We start from the raw sequence: 20,763 nt of genomic DNA on the forward strand, positions 1-20,763 counted from the left end.
CAAGCCGGCTGAGCTGAGCCCTACAATGCCTTCATGCAGCAAGACACCCGGCCGGCAGCCCCATCGACTCCTGACTTCATAGCACCAAGCCTGCGTCGCCGCATGGCTTGCTGGCTTTATGAAGGCATGCTTTTGTTTGGCGTGGTGTTCATCGCCGGCTATTTGTTCGGAACGTTGTCTCAGACGCGCAATGCACTCGACAATCGGCATCTGCTGCAGGCCTTCATGCTGGTGGTGCTGGGGATCTACTTTGTCTGGTTCTGGAGCAAGGGCCAGACGCTGGCCATGAAGACCTGGCATATCCGCGTGGTCGATACCCAAGGTCGCCCCCTGACGCAAACCCGCGCCCTGCTGCGTTACGCAGCCAGCTGGATGTGGTGGCTGCCACCGCTGGCCCTACTCTACCCGCTGGGCCTGCCGCCACTGGAGGTTCTGGTGCTGCTCATGGGCTGGATTCTGATCTGGGCGCTGCTGAGCCGCTTTCACCCCAGAAAGCAGTTCTGGCACGACGCCTGGGCCGGCACCCAGCTGGTGCATCAGGCCCCCACTCCCAAACGCATCCGCTGACCCCCCCTCCATGAGTACCTCCTCACCCGACCCCGTCAACCCGCAAAAAAGCCGTACCGGACTGTCCCGGGTGCTGCATGCCGGCGGCTACTCACTGGCTGGCCTCAAGGCCGGCTGGCATGAAAAAGCATTCCAGCAAGAAGCAATCTGTGCTGCCGTCATGATTCCTCTGGCGCTCTGGCTGGGCCAGAGCTGGGAGCAGACAGCGCTGTTGGCCGGCACCGTCATCCTGGTGCTCATTGTGGAATTGCTCAATACCGGCCTAGAGGCAGCCATAGACCGTATTGGGCCCGAATGGCACGAGCTGTCCAAGAAAGCCAAGGACATGGGCAGCGCTGCTGTATTTCTGGCCCTGTGCCTTTGCGGAGCCGTCTGGGCTGCCGCTCTTTATCACCGTTTCATCGTATGACTCAACCCGCTTTTTCCATTTGCGTGTACTGCGGCTCACGCCCCGGCACCAACCCTCAATTCACCGAAGTCGCCAAGGCCGTGGGCCAATGGATAGGCTCGCGCGGCGGCCAGCTGGTCTATGGCGGTGGACGCAGCGGCCTGATGGGCGTGGTGGCCGAAGCCACGCAACAAGCTGGCGGCCGTGTCGTCGGCATCATCCCTCAGGCACTGGTCGACAAGGAGCTGGCCAACCAGGCCTGCGACGAACTGCACATCGTCAAGAACATGCACGAACGCAAGGCCATGATGGCCGAGCGCAGCGATGCCTTCGTGGCCCTGCCCGGCGGCATCGGTACTTTTGAAGAGCTGTTCGAAGTCTGGACCTGGCGCCAGCTGGGCTACCACGACAAGCCCGTCGGCATTCTCAATGTGGATGGCTATTACGACGCCATGCTGCAGTTTCTTCAGTCCTGTGTGGGCAACGGCTTCATGGGCGAGTGGCAGATGGGCCTGGTCGAAAGCAGCAGCGACACCTCGGCCCTGCTGCAAAATCTCGTCCAGAATGCCGGCAGCCAGCTGGATACACCGCCTCTGCGCTCGGTAATCTGAGCCCTGAAAAACACTGCAGGGCGTCATCCGTCGGCCCGTAGCGCTGCCGACAGTGCGCACACCCGGCCCCAGACCATGAAAAAAGCCAGACTCAAGGTCTGGCTTTTTTCATGGGGCGCATGACTGGGGCGCGACATGGCGACTTAGACAGCAGTGTCGTCCAGCTCACCCGTACGGATGCGCACCACGCGCTCCACGGGGGTGATGAAGATCTTGCCGTCACCAATCTTGCCGGTGCGCGCGACGTTGACGACGGCATCCACGCAGCGGTCCACGTCTTCATCTCGCACCACGACTTCGATCTTCACCTTGGGCAGAAAATCCACCACATACTCCGCGCCACGATAGAGCTCGGTATGGCCTTTCTGGCGGCCAAAACCCTTGACTTCGGTCACGGTCAGACCATTCACCCCACACTCGGCCAGGGCCTCGCGCACTTCCTCGAGCTTGAAGGGCTTGATGACGGCGGTAATCATTTTCATGGGGCTGGTTCCTCAATTGATTGAAATCGGCAAAACACCGGAGGCAGAACCTCAGGCGCGAAATTTATTGGTAATGGGGTAGCGCCAGTCCTTGCCAAAGCTGCGCATTGTCAGACGTGGACCGACTGGCGCCTGGCGACGCTTGTACTCGTTGATTTGTATCAGACGCGTGACCCGCTCCACATCCGCAGGCGCAAAACCCTCGGCGACGATGGAGCTTATGCTCTCGTTGTTTTCCATGTAACGGGCCACGATGGCATCCAGCACCTCGTAGTCCGGCAGGCTGTCCTGATCCTTCTGATCGGGGCGCAGCTCGGCGCTGGGCGGACGCGTGATGATGCGCTCGGGAATGGGATCGAGCCCCGTGCCGAAGGGATCGTTGGCATTGCGCCAGCGTGCCAGCGCAAACACCTCGGTCTTGAACACATCCTTGATGACGGCAAAACCGCCGGCCATGTCGCCGTACAGCGTGCAGTAGCCGGTGGACATCTCGCTCTTGTTGCCCGTGGTCAGCACGATGGAGCCAAACTTGTTACTCATAGCCATCAGCAGGGTGCCGCGAATACGGGCTTGCAGGTTTTCCTCGGTCGTGTCTTCGGCGCGTCCGGCAAAAGTGCCAGCCAGCGCTGCCTTGAAGGCTTCGAACTGCGGCGCGATATCGATCTCTTCGTGCTGCACGCCCACGCGCTCGGACATTTCGCGCGCATCAAGCCAGCTGATATCGGCCGTATAGGGCGAAGGCATCATGACCGTGCGCACCTTGTCCGCACCCAGCGCGTCCACGGCAATGGCCAGCACCAGGGCCGAATCCATGCCGCCCGACAGGCCGATGAGCGCACCCGGAAAACGGTTCTTGCCCACATAGTCGCGCACGGACAGCACCAGCGCCGACCAAAGCGCATGATGGTGGTTCAGCTGGGGCTTGACTTGCCCCATCAGCTTCACGCGCCCATCCACCAGCTGCGCAGCCATCATGGGCAGCTCTTCCTCGAAGGCCGCCGCACGCGCCACCACCTGACCGCTGACGTCCACCGCAAACGAGCAGCCGTCGAACACGACCTCGTCCTGGCCGCCCACCAGATGGGCATACACCAGGGGAGCCGCATTTTCCATGGCGCGCTGCGCAATCACCGCCTCGCGCTCGGAGGGTTTGCCGCTATGGAACGGCGAGGCATTGATGACGGCCAGCAACTGGGCGCCTGCGGCCACGGCCGCCCGCGCAGGGCCGGCATGCCAGGCGTCTTCGCAAATCAGCAGTCCGATCTGGATGCCGTCCAGCTCGAAGACACAGCTCTCTTCACCGGCCGCAAAGTAGCGCTGTTCGTCGAACACGCCAAAGTTGGGCAGCAGTTGCTTGAAATAGCGCGCAATCTGCTGACCATCGCGCAGCACGCTGGCAGCGTTGAACAGTTTCTCACCTTGCTCATCGCGCTGCGGGTGACCGATGACCAGCGCCAGCCCCGGCCATTGGGCACTGGCTTGCTGCAACTGCTGCAGGGCCGCATCGCAGGCTTCCAAAAATGCCGGACGCAGATACAGGTCCTCGGCCGCGTAGCCACACAGGGCAAGCTCGGGCGTGAGCATCAGGCGGGCACCGTTGGCATAAGCTTCAGCAGCAGCGGCGATGATTTTCTGGACATTGCCAGAGAGGTCTCCCACAACAAAATTGCGTTGGGCACAGCAAATGGAAAGCGTCATGAAAAGCAAGCTAGGCGGTGAGGCCACCAGCCCCCGCGACAATCAGGGCATGGCCGAAAACAAGATTATCACTCGCGTGCTTGCCAGCGTGCAGCAGCTGGACGCACAAACCTGGAATGTGCTGCTGGCCTCTCAATCCACGCCCACGCCCTTCATGCGCCACGAATACCTGGCAGCCATGGAGCAAAGCGGCAGCGCCACGCCCGATACCGGCTGGATCGCCCGGGTCATCACCGTCTGGGACGGCGATGAGCTGCTGGCGGCCTGCCCCCTCTATATCAAGACCCACTCCTACGGCGAATATGTGTTTGACTGGGCCTGGGCGCGCGCCTATCAGCAGCATGGCCTGCCTTACTACCCCAAGGGATTGCTGGCCGTCCCCTTCACGCCCGTGCCAGGCTCCCGCCTGCTGGCACGCAGCCAGGCACTGCGCGTGGCGCTGGTGCATGCCGTCCAGGCCTGGGCAGCCGAGCAGCAGCTGTCATCGCTGCACCTGCTGTTCGGCGATGCCGACGATCTTGCCGCCTGCGCCGCAGCGGGCTGGATGCAGCGCAGCACAGTGCAGTTTCACTGGACGAACACACTGCCCGCACTTCCCGCTGCGGGCGCTCCCCTGCCAGCCGGGGCACTACCCGGCAGCATGCAAGCGAGCAATGACACAGCAATGGCACCGTCCCGCTGGAAGGACTTCGACGACTTTCTGGGCTCGCTGAACCAGGAAAAGCGCAAGAAAATCCGCCAGGAGCGGCGCAAGATACGCGAAGCCGGCGTGAGCTTCAAAGCCATGCAGGGTAGCGACATCGGTGCGCAGGACTGGTCCTTCTTCTACCGCTGCTATGAGCGCACCTACCTGGAGCATGGCAACCCGCCGTATCTGACACCGGAGTTCTTTGCCTCCATGGCCTCGGCCATGCCCGAGAACTGGGTGATGTTCATCGCCGAGCGCGACGGACAGCCTGTAGCCTCAAGTTTGATAGCTATTACCGCCTTGCAATCAATGATTTCAGCATCAAAACCATTGTTTTTTGAGGATAAACAAGCGCTAGCAGCTATCAATAACAAGGTCGCCTATGGCCGCTACTGGGGCGCTCTGGAACGGGTCGACAGCCTGCATTTCGAAGCCTGCTACTACCAGCCCATCGAATGGTGCATCGCCAATGGCTTTACCCGCTTCGAAGGCGGTGCCCAGGGCGAGCACAAGATGGCCCGCGCGCTGCTGCCCGTGGAAACACCGAGCGCCCACTGGGTGGCCCATCCCGCTTTTGCCGATGCCATCGAGCGCTTCTTGCAGCGCGAGAGCGAAGGCATGGCCCAATATGTGGAAGAGCTGCAATCCCATAGCCCGCTGCGCAAGGCCTGAAGGTGGAGACAAAAAAAGGCCGCTTTGCAGCGGCCTTGAAGCTCGGACTCCAGGAGACATTCAGAAGGTTTCCCAGTCATCCTCATCCAGCGAGGACTTTTGCACATTACGGGCAGTAGCGGATTCGCCAGCAACCGCGCCCCCCATCAAAGAGCGCGGGGCTGCCGGCATGGGGGCAGGACGGGCAGCCACACGACGGACAGGTGCCTGACGCGCCGGTGCGGCAGCGGCGACCACGGCCGGCGCCGCTGCACGGGCTGCAGCTTTGGGTGCCTGGTCATAAAGCGCACTGGCAGGCAGCTGGAAGACCGCCACAGCCTGAACCAGATCCTGCGCCTGCTTGCGCAGCGCACCAGCGGCTGCAGCACTTTCCTCCACCAGCGCCGCGTTTTGCTGCGTCGTCTGATCCATTTGCGTCACCGCCTCGCCAACCTGGGCCACACCCTGGCTTTGCTCCTGGCTGGCAGCGCTGATCTCGGCCATCAAATCAGTCACCCGGCTGATCGCCGACACGATGTCGGCCATGGTGGCACCGGCCTTGTCCACCAGCTGCGTGCCCTGCTCCACCCGCTGCACGCTGGTGCTGATCAAGGCCTTGATTTCCTTGGCTGCCTCGGCACTGCGCTGGGCCAGGGTACGCACCTCGCCCGCCACCACGGCAAAACCACGGCCCTGCTCACCGGCGCGCGCTGCTTCCACGGCCGCATTCAGCGCCAGAATATTGGTCTGGAAGGCGATGGAGTCGATGACGGTGATGATGTCGGCAATCTGCTGGCTGCTGTTGTTGATGCCCTTCATGGTTTCCACCACTTCGGCCACCACGGCACCGCCATGCGCTGCCACCTGGGAAGCATTCACCGCCATCTGATTGGCGGCACGGGCGTTGTCGGCGTTCTGGCGCACGGTAGAGCCCAGCTGCTCCATGGAGGCGGCGGTTTCCTCCAGCGCACTGGCCTGCTCCTCGGTGCGACCGGAGAGATCAGCATTGCCCGAGGCAATCTGCGAACTGGCCGAGGCCACGCCTTCCGCGTTCTGGCGTACCGAGCGCACGGTCTGCACCAGACTGCTTTGCATACGCTCCAGGGCGCTGAGCAAGCGGCCTGTTTCGTCCTCTCGCTCCACGCGGATGACGCCGCTCAGATCCCCATTGGCCACACGGTCCGCGGCCTGCACCGCCTGCTCCAGCGGCGCACGGATGGAACGCACCAGCCAGATGCCTGCCCCTGCAGCCACCAGCACCGCAATCAAGGCAGCCAAGGCAAGCATGCTCACAGCCCGGTCGTAAACCCTCTCCGAAGCCAGAGTCTCGCCCTTTGCCACATCGCTGTTGAACTTGATCAGCTTTTGCAGGGTCGCCGAAGACTGTTCATAGAGCTTGAGAGATTCGCCTCCCAGCAGTTGCTTGGCCTGCTCTTTATCGCCTCGACGCGAAACTTCGAACAGTTGCTTGTTCAACTCCACATAATGCTCTCTCTCGCGCAGGAACTGCGTGTAGAGCTCGCGCTCCTCGGCAGTGACAATCAAAGGTTCATAGAGCTTTTTTGCCTCCGCCAGGTGTTTCTGCAATTGCTCGAATTGAGCTTCCACCTGAGCCATATAGCCGGTCTCGTCATTATTGACATGTCGCAGCTCGAGCAAGCGGGTGCGCGCCAGGTCGGTATTGAGTGTATTGATCACTTCCACACTGGGCAGGGCATTGCCGGTGATGGTTTCAGCACTGGAGCGCATGGAGCGCAGCTGCAGCAATGCCATGGCAACCACCACGACCAGCAGCAAGACAAGAACCCCGAACGTACCGAGAATCCGCGTGGAGATTTTGATGCTTTTCATTGATTGCACCTCCCTCTATTACCAATTAGTTTTTATAAATACTTCTTTTGAATCCATGCCCACAAAGCGCAAGGATTCAATGTTTCTGCTCGATCGGGAAATATCTCTCTGAATGGCATACCAGAGATGGAATGCTCCTTGATACCGGCTTATATGTTTTCAATTGTTTCCAGTTTCATATTCCTTGCCTATCTTCACGAGCCTACAGTCATGTAGGCAGTCGCTTACGCCGCACTTGAGTTACTGAAAGTTACCAATCAGTGACAGCAGAGATTCTCGATGCCATGGCAACCTACATAGCCTTGAAAAAGCATCAAGCCACCCCTCTTCTTGATCAATATCAAGACAGTTTGAAGAAAGCTTGTAAAAAACCCCGACAGCATTCGCTATCGGGGTTTTGAGACGGAAGCCGTTGAAACCGGCAATACCTCGACCTCAGAACTGCTCCCAATCCTGGTCATTGCTCAAGGCGGGCTGAGCCGTTTTGACCGGCGCAGGCACAGCCTTGCCTGGGCCTTGATCGGCTAACGCCGCAGCCCGCGGGCCAGCGCTCATGCCAGCCTTTGCAACCGGCTCGACCCGATTTTTCAGCGCCGCAGCGGCAAAGCTCTGTGCCTGATTCCCCAACTGAAAAATCGCCACCGAATCGACCAGCGCCTTGGCCTGGCGCTGCAAAGAATCGGCGGCCGCCGCGCTCTGCTCCACAAGGGCCGCATTCTGCTGCGTGGTCTGATCCATCTGGGTGACGGCTTCACCCACCTGGGCCACGCCCTGGCTCTGTTCGCGGCTGGCCGCGCTGATCTCGCCCATGATGTCGGTCACGCGGCCTATGGCCGTCACGATTTCGGCCATGGTGTCACCGGCCTTGTCCACCAGCTGCGAGCCTTGCTCCACGCGCTCCACGCTGGCATGGATGAGCTGCTTGATTTCCTTGGCCGCCTCGGCGCTGCGCTGGGCCAGCGTGCGCACCTCGCCCGCCACCACGGCAAAACCACGGCCTTGCTCGCCGGCACGCGCGGCTTCCACGGCCGCATTCAGGGCCAGGATATTGGTCTGGAAGGCAATCGAGTCGATGACGCCGATGATGTCGGCGATCTGGCGGCTGCTGTCGTTGATGCCCTTCATGGTGTCCACCACCTGGGCAACCACATCCCCGCCTCGACCCGCGACATCGGAGGCATTCTTTGCCATTTGATTGGCTGTCTGGGCGTTGTCGGCGTTCTGGCGCACGGTCGAACCCAGTTGCTCCATGGAGGCCGCCGTTTCCTCCAGGGCGCTGGCCTGGCTTTCGGTGCGCGCCGAAAGATCCGCATTGCCCTGAGCGATTTCGCTGGACGCAAGGGCCACGCCATGGGCATTGCCGCGCACATCCTGGACCACGGAGGACAGTTGCCGACGCATGTCTTCCAGCGCATTGAGCAGCAAGCCCATTTCATCGCGGCGCTGGTTCTTCACCACCATGCCCAGCCTACCGGCAGCCACGGCCTGCGCCAGCTCAACTGCCGTGGCCACGGGAGCCGTGATGGCACGTGTCATCGCAATGCCGACCACGGCGGCAAACAGCACCACCAGCGCCAGCGTACCGAGCAGCCAGTAGCGGGCCAGCTCAAAACTGGACTTTTCGGCCTGCTGGGCCTGAGCCGCGTTCTCGAGCTGCAGCGTCATCAGCTTGCCCGTGCTTTCCGCCAGCTGGCTGAAGGCCTGTTCGGACAGCCCTGCGAAAAACAGCCCCAGCTCGTCGGCCATACCTGCCTGGCTGTCCACGGTGTTGTAGTCGCCATCGCGTGCCCGCCCCAGCAACTGCTCGTGCAGCTTCAGGAAATTCGCCTTGTTGGCCTGATAGCCCTCGTAGGCCTCGCGCAGCGGCTGGCTGGCAATCAGCTCGTTGACCACTTTCTCCTGCTCGGCAATGGTTTTCAGGCGCTGCTGGATCTGCTGCTCGTAGCCTTCGACCTCGACCAGGGTGCGAGCGGTGGCGATACCTGCCTCATGGCGGCGCAGCCGGTTGTACTCGGAACGCATGGAGGCCGCGTTGTAGACACTGGGCAGCGCCACTTCGGAAACCTCGCGGCCCGCTGCATGAATGCTGGACAGCTGCAGCCAGGCCACCAGACCGAGCAATGCAGACAACAACACCAGCGCCGTAAAGCTGATGCCCAACTTGGTCCCCACGCGCCAGTCCGAAATCTTCCAACTCATGCGCACCCCCTCGTATATATCGATACAGGCAATAAAAAACGCACCAAGCGAGGCCCGCCGGGTGCGTTTCAAATTGTATAGATGCAGATAGCGAGGCTTCTCTGCAAGTAAAGGTTAGAGACCCTTTACTAGTTTGGATCAGCCCTTGTAGTTGGCGATACCGTCCACGATTTCCTTGTGTGCCGCGTCCACGCCCTTCCAACCCAGAACCTTGACCCACTTGCCCTTTTCCAGATCCTTGTAGTGCTCGAAGAAGTGGGCAATCTGCTGCAGGGTCAGCTCATGGATGTCGCTGAGGTGGTTGATCTTGTCGTAGGAAGGCAGCAGCTTCTGTGTGGGAACGGCCAGAACCTTGCCGTCGACGCCGGATTCGTCTTCCATCTCCAGAATGCCGATGGCACGGCAGGGCACCACCACGCCGCTGGGCAGGGGGAAGGGAGTCATCACCAGCACGTCCACGGGGTCGCCGTCGCCAGACAGGGTCTGGGGCACATAGCCGTAGTTCACGGGGTAATGCATGGCAGTGCCCAGGAAACGATCCACGAACAGGCAGCCGGATTCCTTGTCCACTTCGTACTTCACGGGAGCCGAGTTGGCCGAGATTTCGATGACGACGTTGAAGACTTCAGGCGTCTTGGAGCCGGGGGTCACATTGTTCAGAGACATGATGGTTGGGAGAAGTAATACAAAAAGCCCGCCAGAGCCAACAAAGCATCGGCACCTGAGGGTCAGCCCGCGATTTTAGGCGCATGACCCTAACGCTGGCATTACATGTTTGAAAGATGCGCGTGCAGTCGTGTATTCCCGCCGGGCAGCCTCGCCCACTTCAATCATGAAAACCCACTCAAACCAATACCCATAAATCGGTGTCAGCTCTCAGAACAAGAGCATGTCAGGCGCTCACCGGATGGCGGCGACGCACGGGCCCGCTGCGCTGCTCCACCGCAGCCTGCACCTCCTTGCGCAGGCCCAAAGCAAAACCCAACTCGGCCGCCACAAACAGCGGGCCTATCAGCAGGCCCATCACATCGTCAAGAAAAGCGGGCTTGCGTCCTTCCCAGTAGTGACCGATGAACTGGATCACCCAGCCCAGCACAAACAGGCCCAGCCCCCAGGCCAGCCAGCTCCCCATGGGCTGCGCGGCGACAGGAGTTGCCAGCGCCAGCATGGCGGCCAGCAACACGCTCATGAACAGGCCGTATCGCCCGTCGAGCCGCCAGTAATACACTGCTGCAGCAACCGCTGCCAGCAGAGCCAGCGAGATCGGCATGCCGCCAAGCGCTCCCCATTGCAGCCTGGCCAGCAGAATCACCACCGCCTGCATGATCATGGGCACACCGATGTAGTGCGTGACGATATTGCGCGGGTCGCGGTGGTAGTCGGCGTAGTTGGACAGTTGATCGATTAGGGTTTTCATCGCTGTATCTCCTTGTCGCTTGTCAGAGCATGGTGGCGCAGCATCAACCTTGCCGTCTGTCATGCCACCGACACAAGCGCTAAACCCTTCACCCAGGCCTGCACTGGCCTCAGTGCCCACTGCACGCAAGCGCGGCAGCTTCGAGCATGTCAACTCCAATGATCTCTGGGCCATCGTGCAGGCCGGCCGCTGGTTCCGCTCGCTGCCGCCGGAATTGACCGCCCAGATGCAGCAACTGGCCCAGCCAAGGCTGCTGGCCGCCGGCGAATGGCTGTTTCGCCGCGGCGATGCCCCCTGCGGCCTGTATGCGGTGGCCAGGGGATCGCTCAGCATCTCCGGCACGGCAGCGCTTCAGGAAAACACCCGCACGGCCTTGCTGACCTTGATCGAGCCGCCGAGCTGGCTGGGCGAGATCGCCCTCTTCGATGGCGAGCCCCGCACCCACGACGCCTGCGCCAACACCGCCTGCGCCCTGCTGCATATCCCTATACCGCCGCTGCGCGAATGGCTGGATGCCAACCCGCATTGCTGGCGCCACATGGCCCTGCTGCTGACCCACAAGCTGCGTGCCAGCCTGATCGCGCTGGAGGAGCAGACCGTGCTGCCTGCACCGCAGCGCGTGATGTGCCGTCTGGTGCAAATGGCCATGGGCCACGAGCAGTGGGCCGACCGCATGCGCACTCACCGCGAGCTGGCCGTCTCCCAGGAGCAGATCGCACGCATGCTCGGCCTGTCACGCCAGACCACCAACCAGATCCTGCAGGAGTTGCAGCAAGCTGGCTGGCTGCAACTGCGGCGCGGCAAGCTGGAGGTTCTCGACCTGGCTGCACTCAAGGCCGCAGCACTCACCGGGCAAATCCCCACGAGCAGCTAGGCGCTGCCGGCCTGGCTCGGGGTCCCCCGTCCCGCCCCGCTGTCCGCTTGGTGCTGGACAAGCCTGCTATCTCTTTGATAATGAAATCGGGTCTGATGCACCAGACCCGGCTCAAGATCATCGCGGGCGACCCAGCCGAGTTCCGACATGCCGTCGTTGTCGCCCGCCATAACAACGGATACCCCATGCCCCTGTCTCCCAGTGCCAGCCGCAAGCCAGTCCCCATCAATATGCGCGACGTCAAATACCGGGGCTATGCCCGTGATGACGGCATGTGGGACGTGGAAGCCGAGCTGATCGACCAGAAAACCTATGACATCGAGCTTCATGGCCGCCGCAAAGTGCCAGCGGGCAAGCCGATTCACCATATGTGGATCCGCCTGACCATCGATGCCGACATGGTGGTCCACGGCATAGAGGCCGCCATGGACGACCACCCCCTGGGCCACTGCCCCCAGGCCACAAAGTCCATGCAGAAGATGGTGGGCTGCTGCATAGCCCGCGGCTGGCGCCGCGCCATTGCCGACAATCTGGGCGGGGTAGTGGGCTGCACGCATCTGCGCGAGCTGCTGTTCAATATGGCAACGCCCGCTTTTCACACCGTGCTCAACCAGTTCGGCCCCAATGGCTCGGGCCTGCCGCCACGTCATCTGGGTCAGTGCCTGGGCTGGGACTTCAACGGCCCCGGCGTGGCCGAGTTCTACCCCGAGTTCAAGGGCTGGAAGCCGCTCTCTCAGCAACCCGTGAAAACCACTACAAAAGACTGATCCACAATACCATCAAGCGCCACCAGCTATCAATTTTGATAGCCCACAACAAGCCCGCAGCCGGCCCGGACTTCACTCTTGCGGCACAATCGAGCTCATGGCAGAACGTGTGATCCCCTTGGTCGATGAGCGTGCGGCATCCCGCAGCGCAATCGTCCCCAGCCCCCTGCAGGCCCCTACCGGGCTGCTGCAGGATCAATGGGGACGGCCTTTGCGCGACCTGCGCATCAGCGTCACCGACCGCTGCAACTTCCGCTGCAACTACTGCATGCCCAAGGAAGTTTTTGACAAGAACTACCAATATCTGCCCCACAGCTCGCTGTTGAGCTTCGAGGAAATTACGCGCCTGGCCAGGCTTTTTGTCGCCCATGGCGTGCGCAAGCTGCGCCTGACCGGCGGCGAGCCGCTGCTGCGCAAGAATATTGAAGCCCTGATTGCCCAGCTGGCCGAGCTGCGCACGCCCGACGGCCAGCCGCTGGACCTGACACTGACCACCAACGCCTCGCTGCTGGCACGCAAGGCCCGCGCCCTGAAGGACGCCGGCCTGAACCGCGTGACCGTCAGCCTCGACGGACTGGACGACGCCGTGTTCCGGCGCATGAACGATGTGGACTTCCCCGTGACCGATGTGCTGGCCGGCATCGAGGCTGCACAGACCGCGGGCCTGTCGCACATCAAGGTGAACATGGTGGTCAAGCGCGGCACCAATGACGACCAGATCCTGCCCATGGCCCGCTACTTCCGCGGCACGGGAATCACGCTGCGATTCATCGAATACATGGACGTGGGAGCCACCAACGGCTGGCGCATGGACGAGGTGCTGCCCTCCGACGAGGTCATAGCCCGTCTGCGCGCCGAACTGCCGCTAATCCCGCTGGCACCCAGCGCCCCGGGCGAGACCGCCGTGCGCTGGGGCTATGCCGATGCCGGCGGCCGACATGATCCGCAGCTGGGCGAGGTGGGCGTCATCAGCAGTGTGACCCACGCTTTCTGCGGCGACTGCAACCGTGCACGCCTGTCCACCGAGGGTCAGCTCTATCTGTGCCTGTTCGCCAGCCAGGGCTGGGACTTGCGTAGCCTGCTGCGCACCGGTGCCAGCGATGCTGAGATTGCAGCCGCCATTGCCCCCATCTGGCAGCAGCGCGACGATCGCTACTCGCAAATGCGCAGCGAAATGCCCCCCGATATGGCGCCAGTGCGGCAAGGTCGGCGCATCGAGATGAGCTATATCGGTGGCTGACTCACGCATCACCCCCGAGCAGATCACCGGTTGCGTGCTGGCCGGAGGACGCGGTGCGCGCATGGGCGGTGTGGACAAGGGCCTGCAGAGCTTTCAAGGCTTGCCACTGGCACTGCATGCATTGCAGCGCCTGGCTCCGCAGGTCGGCCCCTTGCTCATCAATGCCAATCGCAATACAGCAGCTTACGCCGAGCTGGGTCGGCCACTGGCTGCCGAGGTCTGCGCCGACAGCCTGCCCGACTACCCAGGCCCGTTGGCGGGCTTCATGGCCGGCCTCGCGCATTGCCGCACGCCATGGCTGCTGTGCGTGCCCTGCGATACGCCGCTGCTGCCCCTCGATCTGGCTGCGCGAATGCTGGCGTCGCGTGGCGATGCCGATATCGTCATCGCTCACGGCTGGGATACCGAGCATGCCCAGCCGGGGCAGCCGCCGCAACTGCGCCCCCAGCCCGTGTTCTGCCTGCTGCGGGCCGGACTCGCCTGCAGCCTTGAGCGCTTCATCACCAGTGGTGGCCGCAAGATAGACGCCTGGACCGGCCAGCATCACAGCGCCCAGGCCGTATTTGACCGCCCCGGGGACGAACAGGCCTTCAGCAACGCCAACACGCTGGCCCAGTTGCTTGATCTGGAGCAAATCGCCCCCGAACGCCAATCCTGAGTCACCGGCACCACCAGCCAAAGGCGTAAAGTGCCACGCAGCCCCATGGCCGCATCCGTCATGAGGTTTTTTTATTTTTTGCTGTTATGACTGCGACTTTTCAACCTGCCGCTTCCACCAGCGCCCAGACGCTGACCACTGACCAGGTACTGCAACAGCTGCAAGCCTTGCTGCAGCCGCTGGGTGCGGTCGCCGAAGTGGAAGCCGTCGCCCTGCCCGATGCCCTGGATCGAGTGCTGGCAGCCGATGTGATCTGCCCCGTCAACGTACCGCCCCACGACAACAGTGCCATGGACGGCTATGCCTTTGCCGGCAGCGAACTGGAGCAGGCGCGGCCCGGCCAGCCGCTGATGCTGCGTGTGGTGGGGACGGCTCTGGCAGGAGGGCCTTGGCAAGGCCGGCTTGGCGCGGGCGAATGCGTGAAGATCATGACGGGTGCGGTCATGCCGGTGGGTGCGGATACCGTAGTCGCCCATGAGCAAGCCAGCTCTGGTGAGGAGTGCATTCAGTTTGACGGCAGTGCCCTGCGTGCAGGCGCCAATCGTCGCCTGCGCGGCGAAGACCTGGAGCAAGGCTCTGTGGCACTGCAGGCCGGCCAGCGCCTCACACCAGCCGCCCTGGGTCTGCTGGCCAGTCTGGGACTGGGCCAGGTCAGCGTGCGACGCCGCCTCAGCGTGGCTTACTTCTCCACCGGCGACGAGCTGCTGAGCCCAGGTGCCGAGCCGCGCGAGGGAGCCATCTACGACAGCAACCGCTTCAGCCTGCAGGCGCTGCTGCGCCGGCTGGGAGCCCATGTGCTGGATCTGGGGGCCGTGCCCGATGAACCGGCCGCACTGGAAGAGCGCTTGCGCGAGGCAGCCACCCTGGCCGATGTGGTGCTGACCAGTGGCGGCATCAGCGCCGGTGAGGCCGATCACACCCGTGCGATGCTGCAGCGCCTGGGCACTGTGCAGTTCTGGCGGGTGGCCATGCGTCCCGGTCGGCCACTGGCGGTGGGCCTGCTTGCTCCCGCCGGTGGAATCTCATTGACCAGATCAACAGGCATCCCGATCAAGACAAGCGCAAACAGCTCACAAAATCTGAGCAATCCACCGCCCACTCAGCGCCCTGCGGTGCTGCTGGGACTGCCCGGCAACCCGGTGGCCGCCATGGTGAGCTTTCTGATGTTTGTGCGCCCGGCCCTGGCCATGCTGGCAGGCGAACGCAGCCCCTCCGTGCCATTGCTGCAGGCGATCAGCCGCGAGCGCCTGCGCAAACGCCCGGGCCGCACCGAATATCTGCGCGGCGTGCTCGAACTCAATGAGAAGGGTCAGGCCGCCGTGCGCACCACGGGACCGCAAGGCTCGGGCGTGCTCAGCTCCATGGTCGCCGCCGACTGCATCATCGTGCTGGACGATGCACGCGGCGACGTCCAGCCCGGAGAATCCGTCAATGTCCTGCTGCTGCAGGGGCTGATCTGAAGACGGACTTTCTGCCTGGTCTTCTACCCTCGATCCATTCTGGGAAATATTTCATGCCATACCAAGCCACCCACTGGGCCACAGAACCCACAAGGCAGGCCATCGATGCGCTCAAGGGCGCGAATTTGCTGGAATTCGGAACTCCCTGGTGCGGCCACTGCCAGCGCGCCCAGCCGCTGTTGCAGGCTGCGCTGGCAACCCAGCCAGAACTAGCGCACATCAAGGTGGAAGACGGTCCCGGCCGGCCGCTGGGCCGCAGCTATCGCGTCAAGCTCTGGCCCACGCTGATTTTTCTGCGTGACGGCAAGGAAGTAGCGCGCATCGTGCGCCCCGAATCCGAGCAACAGATCCAAGAAGCGCTGGCACAAATCACGAACTGAGCCAGCGCATCTACCCCGGCTCCTGGCTCAGCCCTTCTTAAGTGCCAGCTCCACGCCCTTGTTGGCAAGCGCATCGGCGCGCTCATTGCCGGGGTCTCCGGCATGGCCCTTGACCCAGCGCCAGTCGATGCGGTGGCCGCTGCCCTGCACCAGCGCGTCCAGCTGCTTCCAGAGCTCGACATTCTTGACGGGCTCCTTGGAAGCGGTAACCCAGCCCTTGGCCTTCCAACCCTGGATCCACTCGGTAATGCCTTTGCGCACGTACTGACTATCCAGATACAGCACCACATCGCAGGGACGCTTGAGCGCGGACAGCGCCTCGATCACGGCCTTGAGTTCCATGCGGTTATTGGTGGTTCCCAGTTCACCACCGAAGAGTTCCTTCTGTGCCGATCCGGCCTGCAGCAATGCGCCCCAGCCGCCAGGGCCGGGATTGCCCTTGCAGGCACCATCGGTATAGATCACAACTTGATTCAATTTTCTTCCTTGTTACGCCAGGACATGTCCGGCGGCTGCCTCTGGGTCACGGGCGCCTTCATGCCGGCCGGCACGCTGCTCTTGCGCCAGCTCGGGCTCATCAGCCGCATGCCCTGCACACGCTTGACGGCCACCACGCAATAGACGCCCCCCATCACCGGCCAGCAGCGGTGGCCCAGGCCTTCCATGAACTGCCAGCGGCTCAGCCACTTTTCACTTTGAGTGGCAGGACGATAACAGCCAAATTGCACTGCTTCGATCTCGAAGCTCAGCAATCGCAGCCAATCGCGCAAACGCCAGTAGCCCACACCCAGGCTCAAGTCCGGCAAATAGCCCGCACTGCGCTCCACCCGGCGCTGCAAGCCCAGCAGGCTTGAGGGGTTCAGCCCGCTGATCACCAGCCTGCCTTCCGGCACCAGCACGCGCGCAGCCTCGCGCAGCGCGGCATGCGGATCGTTGCAAGCCTCCAGCGTATGCGGCATCAGCAACAGGTCGAGGCTGGCCTCGGCAAAAGGCAGGGCTTCCGGGGCGGTTCTGAGCGCCGGCATCAACGGGGCAGAATTCTGTGCTTCATCAGCGGGCGGCTGCACCTGTGACACTCCGGCCGCCGCCGCTTGCGCTACAGTGCCTGCTTTTGCATCCGGAACGGGATCGAGACCCTCCAGCGCCAGCCAGCGATGAGGCATGCGATTGCTGCGCAGGCCTTGCAGCTGCGGCAAGCCCAGCTGCAAGGCGTGGTAGCCAAAGATATCGGCCACCGCCTCGTCAAAGCGCTGCTGCTCCCATTTCAGTAGATAGTGCCCGAGGGCTGAATCCGTCCAGTGATGCATCTCTATAATTTTGCAGCTCATGAACCTGTTGCCCATTCCCGCTTTTTCCGACAACTACATCTGGATGCTCCACGATGCAGAACATGCCGTGGTCGTCGATCCGGGTCAGGCCGAGCCTGTGCTGGCCACCTTGGCACAGCGGGGTCTGAAACTGCAGGGCATTTTAGTCACCCACCATCATGCCGACCATGTGGGCGGCGTGGACGCCATTCGCGCGGCCACGGGTGCTCCGGTCTGGGGCCCCGCCTACGAGACCCTGCCCGAGCCCGTGACGCGCGTGCAGGGGGGCAACAGCGTGGAGCTGCTGGGCGGCCCCTGGCAGGTCATCGATGTGCCGGGGCACACCAGCGGCCATATCGCCTTCTTCAGCACCCGGGCGCAAAGCCAGCCCCTGCTGTTCTGCGGCGACACACTGTTCTCGGGCGGCTGCGGTCGCCTTTTCGAAGGCACGGCAGCGCAGATGCAGGCCTCGCTGGACGCACTGGCCGCCCTGCCCGGCAACACGCTGGTGTGCTGCGCACATGAGTACACAATTTCCAACCTGCGATTTGCGCAGGCCGTGGAACCAAACAACCCGGAACTGGCTCAGTATCTGGAACATTGCCTGCAACTGCGCAAGAGCGGGCAGCCGACGCTACCCTCCACATTGCAGACCGAGCTGGCCATCAACCCGTTCATGCGAAGCCGCGCTGCAGATGTGATCGCAGCCGCCGTGCACCATGATCCTCAAACCAGGCCCGAGGAGCCCGCCAGCGTTCTGGCTACCTTGCGCCAATGGAAAAACGTTTTCTGATGAAGCTGCTATCCACCCTGCTGCTGACAAGCGCACTGATATTGACTGGCTGCGCCACCACCAGCAGTGTCGACCCCATGTATCCCAATGGCCCGCTCAAACCCCTGGGCCAGGGCAAAGTCGGCAGCGCTGAAGTCGCTGAGCTTGAAGCCACAGGCGACCTCTGGGTACGTATCCGCAAGGGCTTTGCCATGCCCAACCTTGAGCAGGATCTGGTCCAGAACCAGGAGCAGTGGTATGCCACGCGCCCCGACTACATACAGCGCATGACGGAGCGGTCGAGCAAATACCTGTTCCACATCGTCGAGGAACTGGAGCGCCGCAACATGCCGACAGAGTTGGCGCTGTTGCCTTTCATCGAGAGCGCCTTCAACCCTCAGGCCGTCTCCAGCGCCAAGGCCGCCGGCATGTGGCAGTTCATGCCGGCCACGGGCACCTATTTCGACCTCAAGCAGAATGTCTTCCGCGATGATCGCCGCGATGTGCTGGCCTCGACCCGCGCCGCGCTCGACTATCTGCAAAAGCTCTACAACATGTTCGGCGACTGGCATCTGGCCCTGGCCGCCTATAACTGGGGAGAGGGCAGCGTGGGCCGCGCCATCAAGCGCAATGAAAAGCTGGGCCAGCCCGCAGGCTACCTCGACCTGCAGATGCCGGCCGAAACCCGCAATTACGTGCCCAAGCTGCAAGCCGTCAAGAACATCGTGGCCGAACCCGAGAAGTTCAACACCGAGCTTCCCATCATCGAGAACCACCCCTATTTCCAGGCCGTGGATCTGCCGCACGACATCGACGTTGAGCTGGTAGCCAAGCTGGCCGATGTCAGCGTCAAGGACTTCAAGGCACTCAATCCCAGCTTTCACAAACCGGTGATCTTTGCGCGCGCCACGCCACAGGTGCTGCTGCCCTGGGACAACGCCAAGGTTTTCCGCCGCAATCTGCAGGCCTATAGCGAAGGCCAGTTTGCCAGCTGGACGGTATGGACCGTGCCCACCACCATTACCGTGGCCGAAGCCGCCCAGCGTGCAGGCCTGGGCGAAGCCGACCTGCGCGCCATCAACAACATCCCGCCGCGCATGCTGATCAAGGCCGGCTCGGCTCTGATGGTGCCGCGCGATGCCAACGTCAAGACCGACGTGCCCGGCCATGTGGCCGACAACGGTCAGATCTCCTTCGCCCCCGAAATCGTGACCGTGCGCACCACGGTCAAGGCGCGCAAACGCGATACCCTGGTCAGCGTGGCCAGCCGCTATGGCATCAGCGTCTCCAACCTCGCGGACTGGAACGACCTCAAATCCACGGCATCCTTGCGCCCCGGCCAGTCGCTGATTGCCTACCTGCCCAGCCGTGCAGCCCGCAGCGCACGTGCCGAAGCCAACGACAGCCCACGCGAGTCAGCCCGCAACACCCGTAGCGGCAGCAAGGTGGCAGCCTCCACCAAGAACGCCAGAACCAGTAGCGCGCCCGCTCCCCGTGGCGGCAAGAGCGAACCCAAGGCACGTGGCGGCACACCAGCCAAGAAGCGCAAATAAGCTTCGCCGCCCGCCAAAAAGCCCGCTGTTCGTAAAAACCGGCGGGCTTTTTTATCTCTACTCATTCAAAGAAATCGATAGCAGCACACGCCTGATATAGAAGCGCTGGCTCCCAATTCAAGCGATATTTTCAGCGCCTGTCCACCAGCGCGTGGGCAATCGTGCCCAGATCCACATATTCAAGTTCGCTGCCTATCGGCACGCCACGCGCCAGCCGCGTGACCAGAATGCCGCGCGACTTGAGCGCCTCGCTGACAGCATGGGCCGTGGCCTCGCCCTCTGCCGTGAAGCTGGTGGCCAGAATCACCTCCTGCACCACGCCATCACAGGCACGCTCCAGCAACTGCTTCATGCCGATTTCCTTGGGGCCCACGCCGTCGAGCGGGGACAGCCGCCCCATCAGCACATAGTAATAGCCCTGATAGGCCCCCGTGCGCTCCATCGCAGCCAGATCGGCCGGAGCCTCGACCACGCACAACCGAGCCCCGTCGCGCCCGGCGTCATCACAGATGCTGCAGATAGCACCTTCGGTAAACGTATGGCAGCGCTCGCAGTGATGAACAGAGTTCACCGCCGAGTCCAGCGCCCGCGCCAGCTGCAGCGCACCAGCCTGATCACGCTGCAGCAAATGAAACGCCATACGCTGCGCCGACTTGATGCCCACACCCGGCAGTCGGCGCAAGGCCTCGATCAAGGCGTCCAGAGATTGCACATCAGACACAGGCTTGTCCTTTCAGTCACCAGAAAAAAGGCGATCTGCCACTACGCAGATCGCCATTCATTCCCCTGCCCACAACACTTGCATGCCCTAAGTCGGGGAAGCGGCACTGCCGCTCAGGGGGAAATCCGTCAGAACGGGAACTTCATCCCGCCGGGCAGGCCGGGCATACCGGCAGTGATCTTGCCCATCTTCTCGTTGGAAGTCTCTTCGGCTTTGCGCACAGCCGCGTTGAAGGCGGCAGCCACCAGGTCTTCCAGCATGTCCTTGTCTTCGGCCAGCAGGCTGGGGTCGATGGTGATGCGCTTGACGTCATGCTTGCAGGTCATCACGACCTTGACCAGACCGGCACCGGATTCGCCTTCGACTTCGATATTGCCCAGCTCTTCCTGAGCCTTCTTCAGGTTGTCCTGCATGGCCTGAGCTTGCTTCATCAAACCGGCGAGTTGTCCTTTGTTGAACATGAGAATTCCTTCTTTTGT

The 20,763-nt window shown here is 62.3% G+C and carries 22 protein-coding genes; 12 read left to right on the top strand and 10 right to left on the bottom strand.

Annotation, left to right across the window (positions count from 1 at the left end):
* Positions 1-102 precede the first annotated feature (102 nt).
* The 3 genes from Cth01_RS15310 to Cth01_RS15320 are packed head-to-tail and all read left to right on the top strand — an operon-like array spanning position 103 to position 1,566.
* Positions 103-567 carry an RDD family protein gene (locus Cth01_RS15310; RefSeq protein ID WP_003066228.1) on the top strand — a complete coding sequence of 155 codons (465 nt, stop codon included), beginning with the start codon at positions 103-105 and terminating at the stop codon, positions 565-567.
* A 10-nt stretch (positions 568-577) separates the two neighbouring features.
* Positions 578-976 carry a diacylglycerol kinase gene (locus Cth01_RS15315; protein ID WP_045839643.1) on the top strand — a complete coding sequence of 133 codons (399 nt, stop codon included), beginning with the start codon at positions 578-580 and terminating at the stop codon, positions 974-976.
* Positions 973-1,566, top strand: coding sequence for an LOG family protein (locus Cth01_RS15320; protein ID WP_034356985.1), 594 nt, complete (start codon positions 973-975; stop codon positions 1,564-1,566). The genes Cth01_RS15315 and Cth01_RS15320 overlap by 4 nt, the downstream gene beginning before the upstream one ends.
* A 143-nt stretch (positions 1,567-1,709) precedes the next feature.
* Here the strand turns inward: Cth01_RS15320 and Cth01_RS15325 are convergent, their stop codons facing one another.
* Together Cth01_RS15325 and Cth01_RS15330 are read right to left on the bottom strand one after the other, a co-directional pair.
* Positions 1,710-2,048, bottom strand: coding sequence for a P-II family nitrogen regulator (locus Cth01_RS15325; RefSeq protein ID WP_003056652.1), 339 nt, complete (start codon positions 2,046-2,048; stop codon positions 1,710-1,712).
* A gap of 51 nt (positions 2,049-2,099) precedes the next feature.
* Positions 2,100-3,746, bottom strand: a complete 1,647-nt coding sequence (locus Cth01_RS15330) for an NAD+ synthase (RefSeq protein ID WP_045839644.1) — start codon at positions 3,744-3,746, stop codon at positions 2,100-2,102.
* Here Cth01_RS15330 and Cth01_RS15335 point away from each other — a divergent pair.
* On the top strand, positions 3,745-5,106 hold the full coding sequence (locus Cth01_RS15335; protein WP_174447092.1) for a GNAT family N-acetyltransferase: 1,362 nt from the start codon (positions 3,745-3,747) through the stop codon (positions 5,104-5,106). The genes Cth01_RS15330 and Cth01_RS15335 overlap by 2 nt on opposite strands.
* Positions 5,107-5,166: 60 nt before the next feature.
* On the opposite strand, the gene Cth01_RS15340 is transcribed toward Cth01_RS15335, so the two are convergent.
* The 4 genes from Cth01_RS15340 to Cth01_RS15355 all read right to left on the bottom strand — a co-directional run bounded on the left by Cth01_RS15340 (position 5,167) and on the right by Cth01_RS15355 (position 10,552).
* The gene (locus Cth01_RS15340; RefSeq protein ID WP_045839645.1) at positions 5,167-6,936 is read right to left on the bottom strand and encodes a methyl-accepting chemotaxis protein; all 1,770 of its coding nucleotides are present in this window, start codon (positions 6,934-6,936) and stop codon (positions 5,167-5,169) included.
* 435 nt (positions 6,937-7,371) lie between these two features.
* A complete protein-coding gene (locus Cth01_RS15345) occupies positions 7,372-9,135 on the bottom strand; it encodes a methyl-accepting chemotaxis protein (RefSeq protein WP_045839646.1) in 1,764 nt (587 codons plus the stop codon).
* A 138-nt stretch (positions 9,136-9,273) separates the two neighbouring features.
* Positions 9,274-9,801 (bottom strand): inorganic diphosphatase, encoded by a 528-nt coding sequence (gene ppa / locus Cth01_RS15350; RefSeq protein WP_003056663.1) that lies wholly within the window; start codon positions 9,799-9,801, stop codon positions 9,274-9,276.
* 226 nt (positions 9,802-10,027) lie between these two features.
* Positions 10,028-10,552 (bottom strand): Mpo1 family 2-hydroxy fatty acid dioxygenase, encoded by a 525-nt coding sequence (locus tag Cth01_RS15355; RefSeq protein ID WP_045839647.1) that lies wholly within the window; start codon positions 10,550-10,552, stop codon positions 10,028-10,030.
* A 61-nt stretch (positions 10,553-10,613) separates the two neighbouring features.
* Between Cth01_RS15355 and Cth01_RS15360 the strand changes: the two genes are divergently transcribed.
* From Cth01_RS15360 to Cth01_RS15385, 6 genes are all read left to right on the top strand, one after another.
* Positions 10,614-11,426, top strand: coding sequence for a Crp/Fnr family transcriptional regulator (locus tag Cth01_RS15360; RefSeq protein WP_045839648.1), 813 nt, complete (start codon positions 10,614-10,616; stop codon positions 11,424-11,426).
* 185 nt (positions 11,427-11,611) lie between these two features.
* Positions 11,612-12,193, top strand: a complete 582-nt coding sequence (locus Cth01_RS15365) for a DUF2889 domain-containing protein (RefSeq protein WP_034357051.1) — start codon at positions 11,612-11,614, stop codon at positions 12,191-12,193.
* 97 nt (positions 12,194-12,290) lie between these two features.
* A complete protein-coding gene (moaA, locus tag Cth01_RS15370; protein ID WP_034393162.1) occupies positions 12,291-13,433 on the top strand; it encodes a GTP 3',8-cyclase MoaA in 1,143 nt (380 codons plus the stop codon).
* Complete coding sequence (mobA, locus tag Cth01_RS15375) at positions 13,426-14,091, top strand: molybdenum cofactor guanylyltransferase MobA (protein WP_034393159.1); 666 nt, start codon at positions 13,426-13,428, stop codon at positions 14,089-14,091. Before moaA ends, mobA begins: the two co-directional genes overlap by 8 nt.
* An 86-nt stretch (positions 14,092-14,177) precedes the next feature.
* A complete protein-coding gene (gene moeA / locus Cth01_RS15380) occupies positions 14,178-15,551 on the top strand; it encodes a molybdopterin molybdotransferase MoeA (protein ID WP_045839649.1) in 1,374 nt (457 codons plus the stop codon).
* A 53-nt stretch (positions 15,552-15,604) separates the two neighbouring features.
* Positions 15,605-15,931: a thioredoxin family protein gene (locus Cth01_RS15385; RefSeq protein WP_034356966.1), complete on the top strand. Its 327-nt coding sequence runs from the start codon at positions 15,605-15,607 to the stop codon at positions 15,929-15,931.
* Between the two features lie 27 nt (positions 15,932-15,958).
* On the opposite strand, the gene rnhA is transcribed toward Cth01_RS15385, so the two are convergent.
* Together rnhA and Cth01_RS15395 are read right to left on the bottom strand one after the other, a co-directional pair.
* Complete coding sequence (gene rnhA / locus Cth01_RS15390; protein WP_003066200.1) at positions 15,959-16,408, bottom strand: ribonuclease HI; 450 nt, start codon at positions 16,406-16,408, stop codon at positions 15,959-15,961.
* A complete protein-coding gene (locus Cth01_RS15395) occupies positions 16,405-17,238 on the bottom strand; it encodes a class I SAM-dependent methyltransferase (protein ID WP_045839650.1) in 834 nt (277 codons plus the stop codon). The genes rnhA and Cth01_RS15395 overlap by 4 nt, the downstream gene beginning before the upstream one ends.
* A 19-nt stretch (positions 17,239-17,257) precedes the next feature.
* On the opposite strand from Cth01_RS15395, the gene gloB reads away from it, so the two are divergent.
* Together gloB and Cth01_RS15405 are read left to right on the top strand one after the other, a co-directional pair.
* Positions 17,258-18,031: a hydroxyacylglutathione hydrolase gene (gene gloB, locus Cth01_RS15400; RefSeq protein ID WP_045839651.1), complete on the top strand. Its 774-nt coding sequence runs from the start codon at positions 17,258-17,260 to the stop codon at positions 18,029-18,031.
* Positions 18,031-19,563: a transglycosylase SLT domain-containing protein gene (locus Cth01_RS15405; protein ID WP_034383603.1), complete on the top strand. Its 1,533-nt coding sequence runs from the start codon at positions 18,031-18,033 to the stop codon at positions 19,561-19,563. Before gloB ends, Cth01_RS15405 begins: the two co-directional genes overlap by 1 nt.
* 130 nt (positions 19,564-19,693) lie before the next feature.
* Here Cth01_RS15405 and recR read toward each other — a convergent pair whose 3' ends face one another.
* Together recR and Cth01_RS15415 are read right to left on the bottom strand one after the other, a co-directional pair.
* On the bottom strand, positions 19,694-20,284 hold the full coding sequence (gene recR / locus Cth01_RS15410; RefSeq protein WP_003066191.1) for a recombination mediator RecR: 591 nt from the start codon (positions 20,282-20,284) through the stop codon (positions 19,694-19,696).
* 128 nt (positions 20,285-20,412) lie between these two features.
* A complete protein-coding gene (locus tag Cth01_RS15415; RefSeq protein ID WP_003066189.1) occupies positions 20,413-20,745 on the bottom strand; it encodes a YbaB/EbfC family nucleoid-associated protein in 333 nt (110 codons plus the stop codon).
* Positions 20,746-20,763: the final 18 nt, after the last annotated feature.

Origin of the sequence: Comamonas thiooxydans (genome assembly GCF_000964545.1) — a bacterium.
In the GTDB taxonomy this organism is placed as follows: domain Bacteria; phylum Pseudomonadota; class Gammaproteobacteria; order Burkholderiales; family Burkholderiaceae_C; genus Comamonas; species Comamonas thiooxydans.

Excerpts from the sequence above, each read along its gene's own strand:
- Cth01_RS15310 (WP_003066228.1), top strand. The coding sequence starts at position 103 with ATGGCTTGCTGGCTTTATGAAGGCATGCTTTTGTTTGGCGTGGTGTTC.
- Cth01_RS15315 (WP_045839643.1), top strand. The coding sequence starts at position 578 with ATGAGTACCTCCTCACCCGACCCCGTCAACCCGCAAAAAAGCCGTACC.
- Cth01_RS15320 (WP_034356985.1), top strand. The coding sequence starts at position 973 with ATGACTCAACCCGCTTTTTCCATTTGCGTGTACTGCGGCTCACGCCCC.
- Cth01_RS15325 (WP_003056652.1), bottom strand. The coding sequence starts at position 2,048 with ATGAAAATGATTACCGCCGTCATCAAGCCCTTCAAGCTCGAGGAAGTG.
- Cth01_RS15335 (WP_174447092.1), top strand. The coding sequence starts at position 3,745 with ATGAAAAGCAAGCTAGGCGGTGAGGCCACCAGCCCCCGCGACAATCAG.
- Cth01_RS15330 (WP_045839644.1), bottom strand. The coding sequence starts at position 3,746 with ATGACGCTTTCCATTTGCTGTGCCCAACGCAATTTTGTTGTGGGAGAC.
- Cth01_RS15340 (WP_045839645.1), bottom strand. The coding sequence starts at position 6,936 with ATGAAAAGCATCAAAATCTCCACGCGGATTCTCGGTACGTTCGGGGTT.
- Cth01_RS15345 (WP_045839646.1), bottom strand. The coding sequence starts at position 9,135 with ATGAGTTGGAAGATTTCGGACTGGCGCGTGGGGACCAAGTTGGGCATC.
- ppa (WP_003056663.1), bottom strand. The coding sequence starts at position 9,801 with ATGTCTCTGAACAATGTGACCCCCGGCTCCAAGACGCCTGAAGTCTTC.
- Cth01_RS15355 (WP_045839647.1), bottom strand. The coding sequence starts at position 10,552 with ATGAAAACCCTAATCGATCAACTGTCCAACTACGCCGACTACCACCGC.
- Cth01_RS15360 (WP_045839648.1), top strand. The coding sequence starts at position 10,614 with ATGCCACCGACACAAGCGCTAAACCCTTCACCCAGGCCTGCACTGGCC.
- Cth01_RS15365 (WP_034357051.1), top strand. The coding sequence starts at position 11,612 with ATGCCCCTGTCTCCCAGTGCCAGCCGCAAGCCAGTCCCCATCAATATG.
- moaA (WP_034393162.1), top strand. The coding sequence starts at position 12,291 with ATGGCAGAACGTGTGATCCCCTTGGTCGATGAGCGTGCGGCATCCCGC.
- moeA (WP_045839649.1), top strand. The coding sequence starts at position 14,178 with ATGACTGCGACTTTTCAACCTGCCGCTTCCACCAGCGCCCAGACGCTG.
- Cth01_RS15385 (WP_034356966.1), top strand. The coding sequence starts at position 15,605 with ATGCCATACCAAGCCACCCACTGGGCCACAGAACCCACAAGGCAGGCC.
- Cth01_RS15395 (WP_045839650.1), bottom strand. The coding sequence starts at position 17,238 with ATGCATCACTGGACGGATTCAGCCCTCGGGCACTATCTACTGAAATGG.
- gloB (WP_045839651.1), top strand. The coding sequence starts at position 17,258 with ATGAACCTGTTGCCCATTCCCGCTTTTTCCGACAACTACATCTGGATG.
- Cth01_RS15405 (WP_034383603.1), top strand. The coding sequence starts at position 18,031 with ATGAAGCTGCTATCCACCCTGCTGCTGACAAGCGCACTGATATTGACT.
- Cth01_RS15415 (WP_003066189.1), bottom strand. The coding sequence starts at position 20,745 with ATGTTCAACAAAGGACAACTCGCCGGTTTGATGAAGCAAGCTCAGGCC.